12 protein-coding genes, 1 tRNA gene and 1 other annotated feature are annotated in these 15,002 nt (G+C 38.6%); of the genes, 11 read left to right on the top strand and 2 right to left on the bottom strand.

The window, feature by feature from the left end; genetic code table 11:
- Nucleotide 1 precedes the first annotated feature (1 nt).
- The 11 genes from gyrB (at nt 2) to pyk (ending at nt 13,670) form a co-directional block, all read left to right on the top strand.
- Nucleotides 2-1,948: a DNA topoisomerase (ATP-hydrolyzing) subunit B gene (gene gyrB, locus I1J71_RS05095; RefSeq protein ID WP_195183953.1), complete on the top strand. Its 1,947-nt coding sequence runs from the start codon at nt 2-4 to the stop codon at nt 1,946-1,948.
- 80 nt (nt 1,949-2,028) lie between these two features.
- Nucleotides 2,029-3,756, top strand: a complete 1,728-nt coding sequence (gene ezrA, locus I1J71_RS05090) for a septation ring formation regulator EzrA (protein ID WP_195183952.1) — start codon at nt 2,029-2,031, stop codon at nt 3,754-3,756.
- Between the two features lie 115 nt (nt 3,757-3,871).
- Nucleotides 3,872-5,266 carry a peptidoglycan-N-acetylglucosamine deacetylase PgdA gene (gene pgdA, locus I1J71_RS05085; protein WP_195183951.1) on the top strand — a complete coding sequence of 465 codons (1,395 nt, stop codon included), beginning with the start codon at nt 3,872-3,874 and terminating at the stop codon, nt 5,264-5,266.
- An 88-nt stretch (nt 5,267-5,354) separates the two neighbouring features.
- Nucleotides 5,355-5,485: a sequence feature (ribosomal protein L20 leader region), on the top strand.
- 15 nt (nt 5,486-5,500) lie between these two features.
- Nucleotides 5,501-6,031, top strand: a complete 531-nt coding sequence (gene infC / locus I1J71_RS05080) for a translation initiation factor IF-3 (RefSeq protein ID WP_006149857.1) — start codon at nt 5,501-5,503, stop codon at nt 6,029-6,031.
- Nucleotides 6,032-6,064: 33 nt separating this feature from the next.
- Nucleotides 6,065-6,265: a 50S ribosomal protein L35 gene (gene rpmI, locus I1J71_RS05075; protein WP_003003453.1), complete on the top strand. Its 201-nt coding sequence runs from the start codon at nt 6,065-6,067 to the stop codon at nt 6,263-6,265.
- 49 nt (nt 6,266-6,314) lie between these two features.
- On the top strand, nt 6,315-6,674 hold the full coding sequence (gene rplT, locus I1J71_RS05070; RefSeq protein ID WP_000124834.1) for a 50S ribosomal protein L20: 360 nt from the start codon (nt 6,315-6,317) through the stop codon (nt 6,672-6,674).
- A gap of 56 nt (nt 6,675-6,730) precedes the next feature.
- Complete coding sequence (locus tag I1J71_RS05065; protein ID WP_195183950.1) at nt 6,731-7,111, top strand: VOC family protein; 381 nt, start codon at nt 6,731-6,733, stop codon at nt 7,109-7,111.
- 209 nt (nt 7,112-7,320) lie between these two features.
- The gene (locus I1J71_RS05060) at nt 7,321-7,752 is read left to right on the top strand and encodes a hypothetical protein (protein ID WP_195183949.1); all 432 of its coding nucleotides are present in this window, start codon (nt 7,321-7,323) and stop codon (nt 7,750-7,752) included.
- Between the two features lie 156 nt (nt 7,753-7,908).
- Nucleotides 7,909-11,010, top strand: coding sequence for a DNA polymerase III subunit alpha (locus tag I1J71_RS05055; protein WP_195183948.1), 3,102 nt, complete (start codon nt 7,909-7,911; stop codon nt 11,008-11,010).
- Between the two features lie 81 nt (nt 11,011-11,091).
- Nucleotides 11,092-12,099: a 6-phosphofructokinase gene (gene pfkA / locus I1J71_RS05050; protein ID WP_049494870.1), complete on the top strand. Its 1,008-nt coding sequence runs from the start codon at nt 11,092-11,094 to the stop codon at nt 12,097-12,099.
- A gap of 65 nt (nt 12,100-12,164) precedes the next feature.
- Nucleotides 12,165-13,670 carry a pyruvate kinase gene (gene pyk / locus I1J71_RS05045; RefSeq protein WP_195183947.1) on the top strand — a complete coding sequence of 502 codons (1,506 nt, stop codon included), beginning with the start codon at nt 12,165-12,167 and terminating at the stop codon, nt 13,668-13,670.
- Nucleotides 13,671-13,976: 306 nt separating this feature from the next.
- On the opposite strand, the gene I1J71_RS05040 is transcribed toward pyk, so the two are convergent.
- Together I1J71_RS05040 and I1J71_RS05035 are read right to left on the bottom strand one after the other, a co-directional pair.
- A tRNA-Thr gene (locus I1J71_RS05040) sits at nt 13,977-14,049 on the bottom strand.
- 106 nt (nt 14,050-14,155) lie between these two features.
- A complete protein-coding gene (locus I1J71_RS05035; RefSeq protein ID WP_229026647.1) occupies nt 14,156-14,905 on the bottom strand; it encodes a lysophospholipid acyltransferase family protein in 750 nt (249 codons plus the stop codon).
- Nucleotides 14,906-15,002 lie beyond the last annotated feature (97 nt).

Here is a 15,002-nt window from a genome sequence, read left to right as displayed (position 1 = left end):
AATGACAGAAGATATTAAAAACCAACAGGCACAAGATTATGATGCCAGTCAAATTCAAGTTTTGGAAGGTCTGGAAGCTGTTCGTATGCGTCCAGGGATGTATATTGGTTCAACTGCCAAAGAGGGTCTTCACCACCTAGTCTGGGAAATTGTAGATAATTCTATCGATGAGGCCTTGGCAGGATTTGCTAGTCATATCGAGGTCTTTATTGAACCGGATGATTCCATTACAGTTATCGATGATGGTCGTGGAATTCCAGTTGATATCCAAGAAAAAACAGGACGTCCTGCCGTTGAAACAGTCTTTACTGTTCTTCACGCCGGAGGGAAATTCGGTGGTGGCGGATACAAAGTATCTGGTGGACTCCATGGTGTAGGGTCATCAGTTGTAAATGCTCTTTCAACACAGTTGGATGTTCGCGTTCATAAAAATGGAAAGATTCACTACCAAGAATACCGTCGTGGACAAGTTGTTGCTGATCTCGAGGTGATTGGAGACACAGATAAAACAGGGACAATCGTTCACTTTACTCCAGACCCAGAAATTTTTACTGAGACAACAGAATTTGATTTTGACAAATTAAATAAACGTGTTCAAGAGTTAGCCTTTTTGAATCGCGGGCTTCAAATTTCTATTACTGACAAACGTGAAGGACTTGAACAAACCAAGCATTATCACTACGAAGGCGGGATTGCGAGCTACGTTGAGTACATCAACGAAAACAAGGATGTTATCTTTGATACACCAATCTACACAGATGGTGAAATGGATGACATTACAGTAGAAGTTGCTATGCAGTACACAACGGGCTACCACGAGAATGTCATGAGTTTCGCTAACAATATTCATACCCATGAAGGTGGAACACATGAGCAAGGTTTCCGTACAGCCTTAACTCGTGTTATCAATGACTATGCTCGTAAAAACAAACTTCTAAAAGATAACGAAGATAACCTAACAGGTGAGGATGTCCGTGAAGGATTGACAGCTGTTATCTCTGTGAAGCATCCAAACCCTCAGTTTGAAGGACAAACTAAGACCAAACTAGGAAATAGTGAAGTAGTGAAGATTACCAATCGCCTCTTCAGCGATGCATTTTCTGACTTCCTTTTGGAAAATCCACAGATTGCTAAGCGCATCGTTGAAAAAGGGATTTTGGCTGCCAAAGCTCGTGTTGCTGCCAAGCGTGCGCGTGAAGTTACACGTAAGAAATCTGGTTTAGAAATTTCAAATCTTCCAGGGAAGTTAGCGGACTGTTCATCAAACAATCCAGCTGAAACTGAACTTTTCATCGTCGAAGGAGACTCTGCAGGAGGTTCTGCAAAATCAGGACGTAATCGTGAGTTCCAAGCCATCTTACCAATTCGTGGTAAAATCCTTAACGTTGAAAAAGCGAGCATGGATAAGATTTTAGCTAATGAGGAGATCCGCAGTCTTTTCACAGCTATGGGAACAGGATTTGGCGCTGAGTTTGATGTCAGCAAAGCTCGCTATCAAAAACTGGTTATCATGACAGATGCCGATGTCGATGGAGCCCATATCCGTACTCTTTTGTTAACTCTGATTTATCGTTATATGAAACCCGTTCTAGAGGCAGGTTATGTTTATATCGCTCAGCCACCAATTTACGGTGTCAAAGTCGGTAGTGAGATTAAAGAATATATTCAACCTGGCGCAGACCAAGAAGTCCGCCTACAAGAAGCCTTGGCTCGCTACAGTGAAGGTCGTTCCAAACCAACCATCCAACGTTATAAAGGTCTTGGAGAGATGGATGACCACCAACTTTGGGAAACTACCATGAATCCTGACCATCGTCTCATGGCTCGTGTATCAGTAGACGACGCTGCAGAAGCAGATAAGATTTTTGATATGCTCATGGGTGATCGAGTAGAACCACGTCGAGAATTTATCGAAGAAAACGCTGTTTACAGTACTCTTGACGTATAAAAATATTGGGAAATAGTTCCCAAGGTTTGAAAAATATGATATAATCATTACAATTGTGTCATGTATAAAAGGAGTTTGATATGTCAAATAATCAGTTGATTATTACTTTGATTGGAATTGCTGTCCTGCTTCTTATTGCCTTTGCAGTGGCTATTTTGCTGCGTAAACGTAATGAGAGTAGACTTGCAGCGTTAGAAGAAAGAAAAGAAGAATTATATAACCTTCCTGTTAATGATGAGGTAGAGGTTGTTAAAAATATGCATCTGATTGGTCAAAGTCAGGTTGCTTTTAGAGAATGGAACCAAAAATGGGTAGATTTATCTCTGAACTCTTTTGCAGATATTGAGAATAATCTCTTTGAAGCTGAAGGATACAATAACTCATTCCGTTTCTTGAAAGCTAAGCACCAGATTGATCAAATTGAAAGTCAGATTGAACTTGTTGAAGAGGATATTGCAGCAATTCGTAATGCCTTGTCTGATTTGGAAAAACAAGAATCAAAAAATAGCGGACGTGTTCTGCATGCCCTAGATTTATTCGAAAAACTACAAAATACGGTAGCTGAAGATTCTGAAAAATATGGTCAAGCTCTTCCGGAAATTGAAAAACAATTGGAGAACATCCAATCTGAGTTTTCTCAATTTGTAACCTTGAATTCTTCAGGGGATCCGGTTGAAGCAGCAGGCATTTTAGATAACGTTGAAAATCATATTTTAGCTTTGACACATATCGTTGAAAGAATTCCAGCGATTGTCACTAAGCTTACTACTGAATTGCCAGAACAACTTGAAGATTTAGAAGCTGGTTACCGCAAGCTTTTAGATGAAAACTACCATTTTGTAGAAACTGATATCGAATCTCGCCTTCAACTTCTCTATGAAGCCTTGAAGAATAATCACGAAAATATCCGTACATTGGAGTTGGATAATGCAGAGTATGAAAATACTCAAATCCAAGAAGAAATCAATGCACTTTATGATATTTTCACTCGTGAAATTGCGGCCCATAAAGCTTTTGAGAAATTGGTAACTACCCTTCCTACCTATCTTAAACACTTGAAAGAAAACAATCAGGTACTAGTTAAAGATATCGAACGTCTTGGGAAAACCTATTTGATTTCAGAAAGCGATGTGAATCGAGTTCGTCGTCTTCAAGCTGATATCTCAGCATTGAATGCTACTATTGAAGAAATGAATAATGCAGAGTCAGAAGTTTCAGAAGCATATTCTGTCTTACAAGAACGTTTGGAAAATCTTCAATCTACATTAAAAGATATTGAAGATAACCAAATCGGTGTTAGTGAGCGTCTCGTTCAAATTGAAAAAGATGACATCAATGCTCGTCAAAAAGCAAATGTATATGTCAACCGTCTGCATACGATTAAACGCTACATGGAGAAGAGAAATCTTCCAGGAATTCCACAAAAATTCTTGAAGCTCTTCTTTGATGCAAGTCACAGTACAGAAGACTTGATGGCTGAGCTGGAACAAGCGCAAGTGAATATCGAATCTGTGAATCGCATCCTTGAGATTGCGACAAATGATATGAATATGTTAGAAGAAGAAACATACAGTATCGTTCAAAATGCAACATTGACAGAACAATTGCTTCAATATTCGAACCGTTACAGATCATTTGATGATCGTATTCAACAAGCTTTCCAAGAAGCTTTGAATATCTTTGAAACAACATTTGATTATCAAGCATCTTTCGAAAAAATCTCTCAAGCATTAGAAGTTGCTGAGCCTGGTGTTACCAATCGCTTCGTTACTTCTTATGAAAAAACAAGAGAAAGTATTCGTTTCTAATTTATAAAAGAATCCTAGATTTTTCTAGGGTTCTTTTACTTTTCTTTACCTATTTTAAATCTTTTTGTGCCATGTTTTCATTGAAATTATAGCTCATATTTGATATGATAAGACTATGACAAAAAAGAGATTACCCCAGAATAAAGTAAAGAAGAAAAACAATAAAAAACTTGGCATTCTTGTCTTGCTTTTGTTTTTCACAATGCTAGCACTCGGTAGTGTGATTACCTATAAAGTGTTGAACAAGCAAGCCTTTGAACAGAAGATTGAGAGTCTCAAGAAGGAAAAAGATGAAGCCTACTCCCAAGGAAGTCAAAAAGAACATTTCCGCAAAGAGAAATCGGAAATCATCACCTATTATCCACTAGTAGGAGACAGCCTTATTTCCTCTGTCAAAGATATCATCGTAAAAGACATCACTGACAAAGTAGAAGGTAAAGAACAGTTAATTTTTTATTACTCAGAAAAAGGGGAATCCTCTTTAACTGGGATTGAAAATCGTTTGATAAAAAAACAAGCCTATGACTTGGCAAATTCTAATGTAGTCGAATTAGAAAATACTACTTTAGACCAGCTGTATCTGAAAGAGGATGGTTCTATCTTTACCTTGGATCAACTCTTTACAGACCCATCCACAGCCAAGGAAAAAATCCTTGAGGCTGTTAAGTCAGATCTCCAAGATAAAAAAATAGAGCAATCAGTTGTTGACCAAGTTTCAGCTGATTTCTCAGTTGCAGAATTGTCAAGCTGGAAGTTTGCTTACAAAGATAGTCAATTGCTTCTATATCCAGTCAAAGCAATGACTAATGTAGAAGAAATAGCAATGCCTATTTCTGATTTCTTTGATTATATTCAAACATCCTATCTAACAGAGAAAGATGCTGAACTTTATAAAAAAGTTCAAGCAGAAAAACATAAAAAAGTTGTAGCCTTAACCTTTGATGATGGACCAAATGCAACAACAACTCCACAAGCCTTAGATATCTTAGCTAAGTACAAAATCAAAGCAACCTTCTTTGTAATGGGTCAAAATATCAGTGGGAATGAAGCTATCCTCAAACGTATGCAGGCTGAGGGACATGAAGTAGGAAATCATAGTTGGAACCATCCAGTTTTAACACAACTCTCATTAGAAGATGCTAAGAAACAAATTACGGATACAGAATCAGCAATCACTAGTGTGCTCGGGAAGAGTACAAAATTGATGCGTCCGCCATATGGTGCTATTTCGGATGATATTCGTAATAGCCTTGATTTGAGCTTTATCATGTGGGATGTAGATAGCTTAGACTGGAAGAGTAAAAACGAAGCTGCTATTTTAACAGAAATTCAACGTCAAACGACTGATGGTTCTATTATCCTTATGCACGATATCCATCAAACATCTGTTAACTCATTGCCAAAAGTTATTGAATATTTGCAGGGACAAGGGTATAGCTTTGTTACAGTCTCTGAGTTACTAGGGAATCATGTAAAACCACATGAGATATACTATTCTCGTAACCAATAGTTGAAATTAAATTCAAATATTAGAAAAAAATTAAAAAACATTATTTTTATCTTGACAAGTAGGGGAAAACTTGATATTATATACAAGATGAGAAAAGCAGAAGTGAGAACTTCTCGCCTTGCGACTAACGTTGTCTGGCCCCTACAGATCAAGTTTCAGAAATGAAATATAATCATGTAGTGCGGATTTGCGTTAGCAAGTCCGCTCTTGTTTTTCTCTAAACTAAAAAAAGAGGTGAAAACCATAGCAAAGCAAGACTTATTCATCAATGATGAAATTCGTGTACGCGAAGTTCGCTTAATCGGTCTTGAAGGTGAGCAATTGGGTATCAAACCACTAAGCGAAGCGCAAGCACTTGCGGATGAAGCTAATGTGGACTTGGTTCTCATTCAACCTCAAGCTAAACCTCCTGTTGCGAAAATTATGGACTACGGTAAGTTCAAATTTGAGTACCAGAAGAAGCAAAAAGAACAACGCAAAAAACAAAGCGTTGTTACCGTGAAAGAAGTTCGTTTGAGCCCAGTTATCGATAAGGGTGACTTCGAAACTAAACTTCGCAATGCTCGCAAGTTCCTTGAAAAAGGAAACAAAGTAAAGGTATCTATTCGCTTTAAGGGACGTATGATTACCCATAAAGAGATTGGTGCAAAAGTTTTAGCCGACTTCGCTGAAGCAACTCAAGATATTGCTATCATCGAACAACGCGCTAAAATGGATGGTCGTCAAATGTTCATGCAGTTGGCACCAGCAACTGACAAGAAATAATCTGTCAGAAAGTTAAAAAAAGGAGAAAAAATCATGCCAAAACAAAAAACACACCGCGCATCAGCTAAACGTTTCAAACGTACAGGTTCTGGTGGACTTAAACGTTTCCGTGCTTATACATCTCACCGTTTCCACGGAAAAACTAAAAAACAACGTCGTCATCTTCGTAAAGCATCTATGGTGCATGCAGGAGATTTCAAACGTATAAAAGCAATGCTTACTCGCTTGAAATAATCGCGTATTTGTAAGTTAACAATTCTAGGAAATATTGGAGGAAATATAAATGGCACGTGTTAAAGGTGGCGTTGTATCACGCAAACGTCGTAAACGTATTTTAAAATTAGCAAAAGGTTACTATGGAGCTAAACACATTTTGTTCCGTACTGCAAAAGAACAAGTAATGAACTCTTACTACTATGCATACCGTGACCGTCGTCAAAAGAAACGTGACTTCCGCAAATTGTGGATCACACGTATCAATGCGGCAGCTCGTATGAACGGACTTTCATACTCACAATTGATGCATGGTTTGAAATTGGCTGAGATCGAAGTTAACCGTAAAATGCTTGCTGACTTGGCTGTTAACGATGCAGCAGCTTTCACAGCTCTTGCAGATGCAGCTAAAGCAAAACTTGGTAAATAATTATTCATAAGACTGGTGCAAGTTTGTTCCAGTCTTTTTTAAACAAAGGAGAAAAAATGGCTTCAAAAATGTTACACACTTGCTTGCGAGTAGAAAATCTCGAAAAATCAATTGCTTTTTATCAAGATGCTTTTGGATTTAAGGAATTGCGTCGCAAGGATTTTCCAGAACATGCTTTTACCATTGTTTATCTAGGTCTTGACGGTGATGACTATGAATTGGAGTTGACTTACAACTATGATCATGGGCCTTATGTTGTTGGTGATGGCTTTGCTCACATCGCTCTAAGTACACCTGACCTTGAAGCTCTTCACATAGAACATAGCGAAAAAGGTTATGAAGTAACGGAACCTAAGGGACTTCCAGGTACTCAACCAAACTATTACTTTGTCAAAGATCCAGATGGATACAAGGTAGAAGTGATTCGTGAAAAATAATAAAAACTCCTCATTTGTCAAATTGAGTTAAATAATTTCACCTGACTCAGAAAAACTTGATACGGAGTAGTGTAGGTCATTTATGTTAGTTTCTTTCAGACAAATGTGAGCGTTTATCTGAGTCTAACATAGATGGCTTTTTCTATCTAGCTTAATGTGACAAATTGGGATATAATAAAAATAACTTAACAAATTAGTGGGAGAAAAAAATGTCAGACCAAAATCCAAATGTAGAGCTAAACAAAGAAGATAAACTAATTGTAGAAAATAATTCGGTGAAAGATATGCAGAATTGTCCAAAAGCTGTCAAGAAACCTTCGGCTCTTCTATCTTTCTCATTTTATTTGGCACTTACCTATATTCTTCTATTTATAACTCTTGCTTTAGTTACTGCTCCATGGGGAATTGTATTCTTGATTTTTCTAGGTCCTAATTTAATTGCTTACGCTATAGCAACTTTTTTAACTAGGATAGGAATCAAGAAAGTAAATAGAAATTTCTTGTATGCAAGTGCAGGATTTTATTTGCTTTCCGGACTTTTAGCATTCGACCCGGATTGGCAGATGTTTAGGGTTTTTCCTTATCTCTCCCTAGCTCTAGTTTTAATCGGGATATTTTTAACGAAAGATACAAGTAACTAAATTAAAAAGCTAGGCGCAACTCTTCTTCGAACTTATTTCATATCATAAAACCATAGCCTTTAAGGCTGTGGTTTTTTAGTTTAATGATTAGAAAGAAATTGTGTTTCTATTTTTTAAAATGGTATAATAGAGAAAGAATAAGGGAGGTGAGAAAGAATGATTGCCCAACTGGATACAAAAACTGTCTATAGTTTTATGGAGAGTATGGTTTCAATTAAGAGATATGTCAGCCAAGGGAAGGAATATGGCTATTCATCACTTGGAATCATGGATGAAGACAATCTCTACGGGGCCTATTACTTTATCAAAGAATGCCAGAAACAGGAGATTCAGCCTTTATTAGGTCTTGAGATGACTGTTCATCATCAAGATGAATGGATCAATCTACGTTTTTTAGCCCTGTCAAACCGAGGTTATCAAAACCTGATGAAGTTGTCGTCTTTAAAGATGACAGGTAAAAAAGAATGGACTGATTTTTCTTCTTACCTAGAGGATATTTGTGTTATTGTTCCATATTATTCTGGGATGAATGGATTGGATTTAGGACACAACTACCATATCGGAGTGTATCCAGATACACCGCAATCCAATTTTTCTCGACCAATTCTCCCTCTTTATCGAGTTAATTCTTTCGAATCTGAGGATTTAGAAACTCTTCAAATGCTCAGGGCGATCAAGGAAAATGTGACCTTGCGAGAGGTTGATGTTCAATCTCAACAGGGTTTGTTTTTGCCTGCTGACCGTCTAGAACAGGTTTTTGTAGAGAAGTTTCCACAAGCACTCGAAAACCTAGCAAGATTGACCAAGGGTACTTCCTACGAGATTGATAGTAGTCTTAAGCTTCCTCGTTTCAATCCAGAGAGACCTGCTGTTGAAGAACTAAGGGAAAGAGCTATCAAGGGCTTGGAAGAGAAAGGGTTATGGAATCGGGTTTATCAGGTTCGTTTAGAAGAAGAACTGTCTGTGATTCATGATATGGGATTCGATGACTATTTCTTGGTTGTCTGGGACCTATTGCGTTTTGGTCGGTCTCAGGGATATTACATGGGAATGGGACGTGGTTCTGCAGTTGGAAGTCTAGTAGCCTACGCTCTAGATATTACAGGAATTGATCCTGTAGCAAAAAATCTCATCTTTGAACGCTTCTTGAATCGTGAACGCTATACCATGCCCGATATTGATATTGATATTCCTGATATCTATCGTCCAGAGTTTATTCGCTACGTTCGTGATCGATATGGTAGTATCCATGCTGCGCAGATTGTTACTTACTCGACCTTTGGTGCCAAGCAGGCTATCCGAGATGTTTTTAAACGGTATGGTGTTCCTGAGTATGAATTGACGGCTATTACGAAAAAAATAGGCTCTAAAGATACTCTTACGACAGCCTATGAAGGCAATCTAGGTTTTAGACAACTTATTCAGAGTAAGATGGAGTACCAAAAGGCTTTTGAAATTGCTAAGAAGATAGAAGGCTATCCACGACAGACTTCTATCCATGCAGCTGGTGTCGTTATCAGTGATAAAAATCTAACAGATTATATTCCTCTCAAGTATGGAGAGGATATGCTGATTACCCAGTATGATGCCCATGGAGTTGAAGGAAATGGCTTGCTTAAGATGGACTTCTTGGGTCTTCGAAACCTAACCTTCGCTCAAAAAATGCAGGAGCTCTTATATGAAACTCAAGGAATTCAGCTAAGGATTGAGGATATAGACCTTGAGGATAAAGAAACTTTATCTCTCTTTGCTGCAGGTAAGACCAAGGGAATCTTTCAGTTTGAACAACCTGGTGCCATTCGCTTATTGAAGCGCGTGAAACCAGAAAGCTTTGAAGAAGTAGTGGCAACGACTTCCCTCAACAGACCGGGGGCGAGTGACTACATCGATAACTTTGTGGCTCGAAAACATGGTAAAGAAAAGGTAACAGTTCTGGACCCAGTTTTGGAAGATATTCTAGCTCCAACTTATGGCATTATGCTTTACCAAGAACAGGTCATGCAAGTAGCTCAGCGATATGCTGGTTTTAGCCTTGGGAAGGCCGATATTTTACGTCGTGCTATGGGGAAAAAGAACGCAGCTGAGATGCACCGAATGGAAGAAAGTTTCATCCAAGGTGCACTCGAAAAAGGACATAGCAAAGAACAGGCGCAAGAAGTTTTTTCCGTAATGGAGAAATTCGCCGGTTATGGCTTCAACCGTTCGCATGCTTGTGCTTATGCGGCTTTAGCTTTTCAACTTGCTTACTTTAAGACACATTTTCCAGCCATTTTTTATCAAGTCATGCTCAATTATGCGAGTGGAGATTATATTCTCGATGCACTTGAAATGGGATTTGAACTAGTACCGCTTTCGATCAATACAATTCCATATCAGGATAAATTAAAGGATAAGACGGTTTATTTGGGTCTTAAAAGTATTAAGGGAATACCTCGCGACTTTGCTTATTGGATAATCGAGAATCGTCCTTTTAGCAGTGTTGAAGATTTTATCACACGATTACCCAAAAATTATCAAAAGATTAGCCTCTTAACCCCTTTAGTGGAAGTAGGACTTTTTGACGGATTTGATAAAAATCGTCAAAAAATCTTAACCAATCTACCAACTCTATTTATCTTTGTAGAAGAATTAGGTAGCCTCTTTGGGGATTCTAGCTATAGTTGGACAGATACAGAGGACTTTTCAAATATTGAAAAATTTCAAAAAGAGCAAGATTGGTTAGGCGTTGGAATTAGCCAACACCCATTGCTAGTTTTAGCGAAGAATCCTTTGTATCCAATCGTGAGTTTATCTGAGCTTTTCGAGGGACAGACAGCTACAGTGCTCGTTGAGATTCAGTCTATCCGAGTGATTCGAACTAAAAAAGGTGAAAACATGGCCTTTTTGAAAGTTACTGATAGTAAAACAAGTCTTGAGATCACTGTTTTTTCTGAACAGTACCGCCAATTTAAAAATCTCTTGCACGAAGGAAGTTTCTATTACCTAAATGGGAAAGTTCAGGCTAGGGACGGACGTCTTCAATTAGTTTTAAATAATTTAAAAGAGGCAGTGAGTGAGCGTTTTTGGATTCAAGTTCCCAATCATGACCACGATGCTGAAATTTATCATATTTTAGATCAGTACAAGGGACAAATTCCTGTTGTCATTCGTTATGAAAATGAACAAAAAAATATTCTTTTGCCTGGTTATTTAGTTGCAAAAGACGTTGGCTTACAAGAATCTTTAAAACAGATTGTCATGAAAACGATTTATCGTTAAAAATTAATGAAAATAAAAGAATTTTAACTTTAAATATGGTATAATCAGTTAGAATGTTAAAAGAAAAAGGAGCAAAACCAAATGAAACGTATTGCTGTTTTGACTAGTGGTGGGGACGCCCCTGGTATGAATGCTGCCATTCGTGCAGTTGTTCGTCAAGCAATCTCAGAAGGAATGGAAGTTTTTGGTATCTATGATGGATACGCTGGTATGGTTGCTGGTGAAATTTATCCACTTGATGCTGCTTCAGTAGGAGACATTATTTCACGTGGTGGTACTTTCCTTCACTCAGCTCGTTACCCTGAGTTTGCAAAACTCGAAGGTCAACTTAAAGGGATTGAGCAATTGAAAAAACACGGTATCGAAGGTGTCGTGGTTATCGGTGGTGACGGTTCTTATCATGGAGCTATGCGCCTGACTGAGCATGGATTCCCTGCTATTGGACTTCCTGGAACAATCGATAACGATATCGTAGGTACTGACTTTACAATCGGATTTGACACTGCAGTAACAACTGCAATGGATGCAATCGATAAAATTCGTGATACATCATCAAGTCACCGTCGTACTTTCGTTGTTGAAGTAATGGGACGTAACGCAGGTGATATCGCTCTTTGGGCAGGTATTGCAACAGGTGCTGACGAAATCATCATCCCTGAAGAAGACTTCAAATTTGAAGATATCGTAGCAAGCATCAAAGCTGGATATGAACACGGTAAGAAACACAACATTATCGTTTTAGCAGAAGGTGTCATGTCAGCAGCTGAATTTGGTCAAAAACTAAAAGAAGCTGGCGATACAAGTGACCTTCGTGTTACAGAACTTGGTCACATCCAACGTGGTGGTTCACCAACTGCTCGTGACCGTGTATTGGCATCTCGTATGGGCGCACACGCTGTTAAACTCCTTAAACAAGGAATCGGTGGTGTTGCTGTCGGTATTCGTAATGAGAAAATGGTTGAAAATCCAATTCTTGGAACAGCAGAAGAGGGAGCTTTGTTTAGCTTAACAGCTGATGGTAAGATTGTTGTCAATAACCCTCACAAAGCTGATATTGAACTTTCTGACTTGAACAAGAGCTTGTCATAAACAACTTTAACTAATCTGGTAAAATGACCATAAAAGGTCGAATTATAAAAAGGAGTCACAAAATCATGAACAAACGTGTAAAAATCGTTGCAACCTTAGGTCCTGCGGTAGAAATCCGTGGTGGTAAAAAATTCGGTGATGACGGATACTGGGGTGAAAAACTTGACGTTGAAGCATCAGCTAAAAACATTGCTCAATTGATTGAAGCAGGAGCTAACACTTTCCGTTTCAACTTCTCACACGGTGACCACCAAGAACAAGGTGAACGTATGGCAACTGTTAAACTTGCAGAAAAACTTGCAGGTAAAAAAGTTGGTTTCCTTCTTGATACTAAAGGACCAGAAATTCGTACTGAATTGTTCGAAGGTGAAGCTAAAGAGTATTCATACAAAACTGGTGAAAAAATCCGTGTTGCAACTAAACAAGGAATCAAATCAACTCGTGAAGTGATTGCTTTGAACGTTGCAGGTGCGCTTGACATCTATGATGACGTTGAAGTTGGTCGCCAAGTATTGGTTGACGATGGTAAATTGGGTCTTCGCGTTGTAGAAAAAGATGATGCAACTCGTGAATTTGTCGTTGAAGTTGAAAACGACGGTGTGATCGCTAAACAAAAAGGTGTGAACATCCCTAACACTAAAATTCCTTTCCCAGCTCTTGCTGAACGTGATAACGACGATATTCGTTTCGGTTTGGAACAAGGTATTAACTTTATTGCGATCTCATTCGTACGTACTGCAAAAGACGTAAACGAAGTTCGTGCTATCTGTGAAGAAACTGGTAACGGTCACGTTCAATTGTTCGCTAAAATCGAAAACCAACAAGGTATCGATAACTTGGACGAAATCATTGAAGCTGCTGACGGTATCATGATCGCTCGTGGTGACATGGGTATCGAAGTACCATTCGAAATGGTTCCAGTTTACCAAAAAATGATCATCACTAAAGTAAATGCTGCTGGTAAAGTTGTTATCACTGCAACAAACATGCTTGAAACAATGACTGAAAAACCACGTGCAACTCGTTCAGAAGTATCAGACGTATTCAACGCTGTTATCGACGGAACTGACGCTACAATGCTTTCAGGTGAGTCTGCAAATGGTAAATACCCACTTGAGTCAGTTACAACAATGGCTACAATTGACAAGAACGCTCAAACTCTTCTTAACGAATACGGACGTTTGAACTCAGATTCATTTGAACGTAACTCTAAGACAGAAGTTATGGCTTCAGCAGTTAAAGATGCTACAAATTCAATGGACATCAAATTGGTTGTAACTCTTACTAAGACTGGTCACACAGCACGTTTGATCTCTAAATACCGTCCAAATGCTGATATCTTGGCATTGACATTTGACGAATTGACAGAACGTGGATTGATGTTGAACTGGGGTGTTATCCCAATGTTGACAGAAGCTCCATCATCAACTGATGACATGTTTGAAATTGCTGAACGTAAAGCAGTTGAAGCAGGTCTTGTACAATCTGGTGACGATATTGTTATCGTTGCAGGTGTGCCACTTGGTGAAGCAGTTCGTACAAACACAATGCGTATCCGCACTGTACGTTAATCTAACATTAAAAACCTATCATATCAGGCTTTATAGCTTGTATGATAGGTCTTTTTTTGTTTCATAAGGTCCAGACCCTATTCGTTTAAGAAAAGAAAAAACTCTCTGGTTTTCCAGAGAGTGTGAGAGGCATCTCCATGTGAGAAACTGGTTCACACAATTTCTCAAGGTCCGCTCCTGCGTTAATGACCTCCTTTGCGCAATTGTAGCTCTCGCTACATATCGACTCATCGCAGATTTTATTGTACTATAGGGACAATACTTTGTCAAGAAAAAAACAGTTCCTAAAAAGGAGCTGACGAATAATGCTAATTGCCGGGATCGAACCGGCGACCTCATCCTTACCATGGATGCGCTCTGCCTACTGAGCTAAATCAGCTTACCTAGAAAGTATACTATAGATTTAGCCTTTTGTCAATATGTGAATGAGTCTCTAAACAACTAGAAAAAGCCCAAGTAATCCACTTAGGCTTGTGAAGATTGGATTATTGTAGTTGTTTTCTCTTTTTATCTGGGTCCCAAACAAAACTTGCTACAAAGGTAAAGAGAATTGTTAGAATTCCGATAACAATTGCGAGAATCAAGGCAGGGATACGGATGAACCACCAGAGTGGATTTGGTTTTTTGTTATTGTGCCATTGTTTTGTTTCTTCATCTAGACGCTGGAATTCAGTTTGGATGCGGTCTGCAACCATCTCAATTCCCTCATCATTCATCTTTTTAATGTCCGAGATATCGATAGGATTTCCGAAGTTCATATCAATGCGTTCACGGCTGACAAGCCCTTTTAGAGTCATAGGACCAGTATAGGTAACAGGCATGATGCGAACCTTGGCCATCTTTGCAATGAGAGCTACACCACCCTTAACATCATTGGAATGACGACTACCGCTTGGAAACATAATCAGTGAACGATTACTTTTTTTAAGAACATTGATTGGATACTTGATGGCAGAAGAATTTGGATTTTCACGGTCAATCGGGAAGGCACCACACATGCGAATCCACCAACCAAAGATACGATTTGAAAAGAGTTCTTTTTTGGCCATAAAGACAAATTGTTTCGGTTTGGTCGCAAAAGCCATGTAGACTGGATCCCACCAAGTACGGTGTGGGGCTACAAGGATATAATTTTCATCTAAACTTGGAATTTTTTCAGTATTGTGAAAGTGAGCATTTCCATTGATCGACCATAAAATCAACATAACTAGCCCACGTAGATAAGTATAAAACATGGTGTCTCCTTCAGTTTTCTTTCTTTTATTATACCTTATCATAGTAGGACAGGCAAATGTTTTTTGTATAGTCGGAAAAGCTTTTTATTTGAAATTA

This window comes from Streptococcus infantis (assembly GCF_015546995.1).
GTDB lineage: Bacteria > Bacillota > Bacilli > Lactobacillales > Streptococcaceae > Streptococcus > Streptococcus infantis_J.
This window is presented reverse-complemented; position numbering and strand designations above follow the sequence as displayed.

What these genes read in the sequence shown, in the direction of transcription:
- gyrB (WP_195183953.1), top strand. Translation starts at nt 2, where the DNA reads ATGACAGAAGATATTAAAAACCAACAGGCACAAGATTATGATGCCAGT.
- ezrA (WP_195183952.1), top strand. Translation starts at nt 2,029, where the DNA reads ATGTCAAATAATCAGTTGATTATTACTTTGATTGGAATTGCTGTCCTG.
- pgdA (WP_195183951.1), top strand. Translation starts at nt 3,872, where the DNA reads ATGACAAAAAAGAGATTACCCCAGAATAAAGTAAAGAAGAAAAACAAT.
- rpmI (WP_003003453.1), top strand. Translation starts at nt 6,065, where the DNA reads ATGCCAAAACAAAAAACACACCGCGCATCAGCTAAACGTTTCAAACGT.
- rplT (WP_000124834.1), top strand. Translation starts at nt 6,315, where the DNA reads ATGGCACGTGTTAAAGGTGGCGTTGTATCACGCAAACGTCGTAAACGT.
- I1J71_RS05065 (WP_195183950.1), top strand. Translation starts at nt 6,731, where the DNA reads ATGGCTTCAAAAATGTTACACACTTGCTTGCGAGTAGAAAATCTCGAA.
- I1J71_RS05060 (WP_195183949.1), top strand. Translation starts at nt 7,321, where the DNA reads ATGTCAGACCAAAATCCAAATGTAGAGCTAAACAAAGAAGATAAACTA.
- I1J71_RS05055 (WP_195183948.1), top strand. Translation starts at nt 7,909, where the DNA reads ATGATTGCCCAACTGGATACAAAAACTGTCTATAGTTTTATGGAGAGT.
- pfkA (WP_049494870.1), top strand. Translation starts at nt 11,092, where the DNA reads ATGAAACGTATTGCTGTTTTGACTAGTGGTGGGGACGCCCCTGGTATG.
- pyk (WP_195183947.1), top strand. Translation starts at nt 12,165, where the DNA reads ATGAACAAACGTGTAAAAATCGTTGCAACCTTAGGTCCTGCGGTAGAA.
- I1J71_RS05035 (WP_229026647.1), bottom strand. Translation starts at nt 14,905, where the DNA reads ATGTTTTATACTTATCTACGTGGGCTAGTTATGTTGATTTTATGGTCG.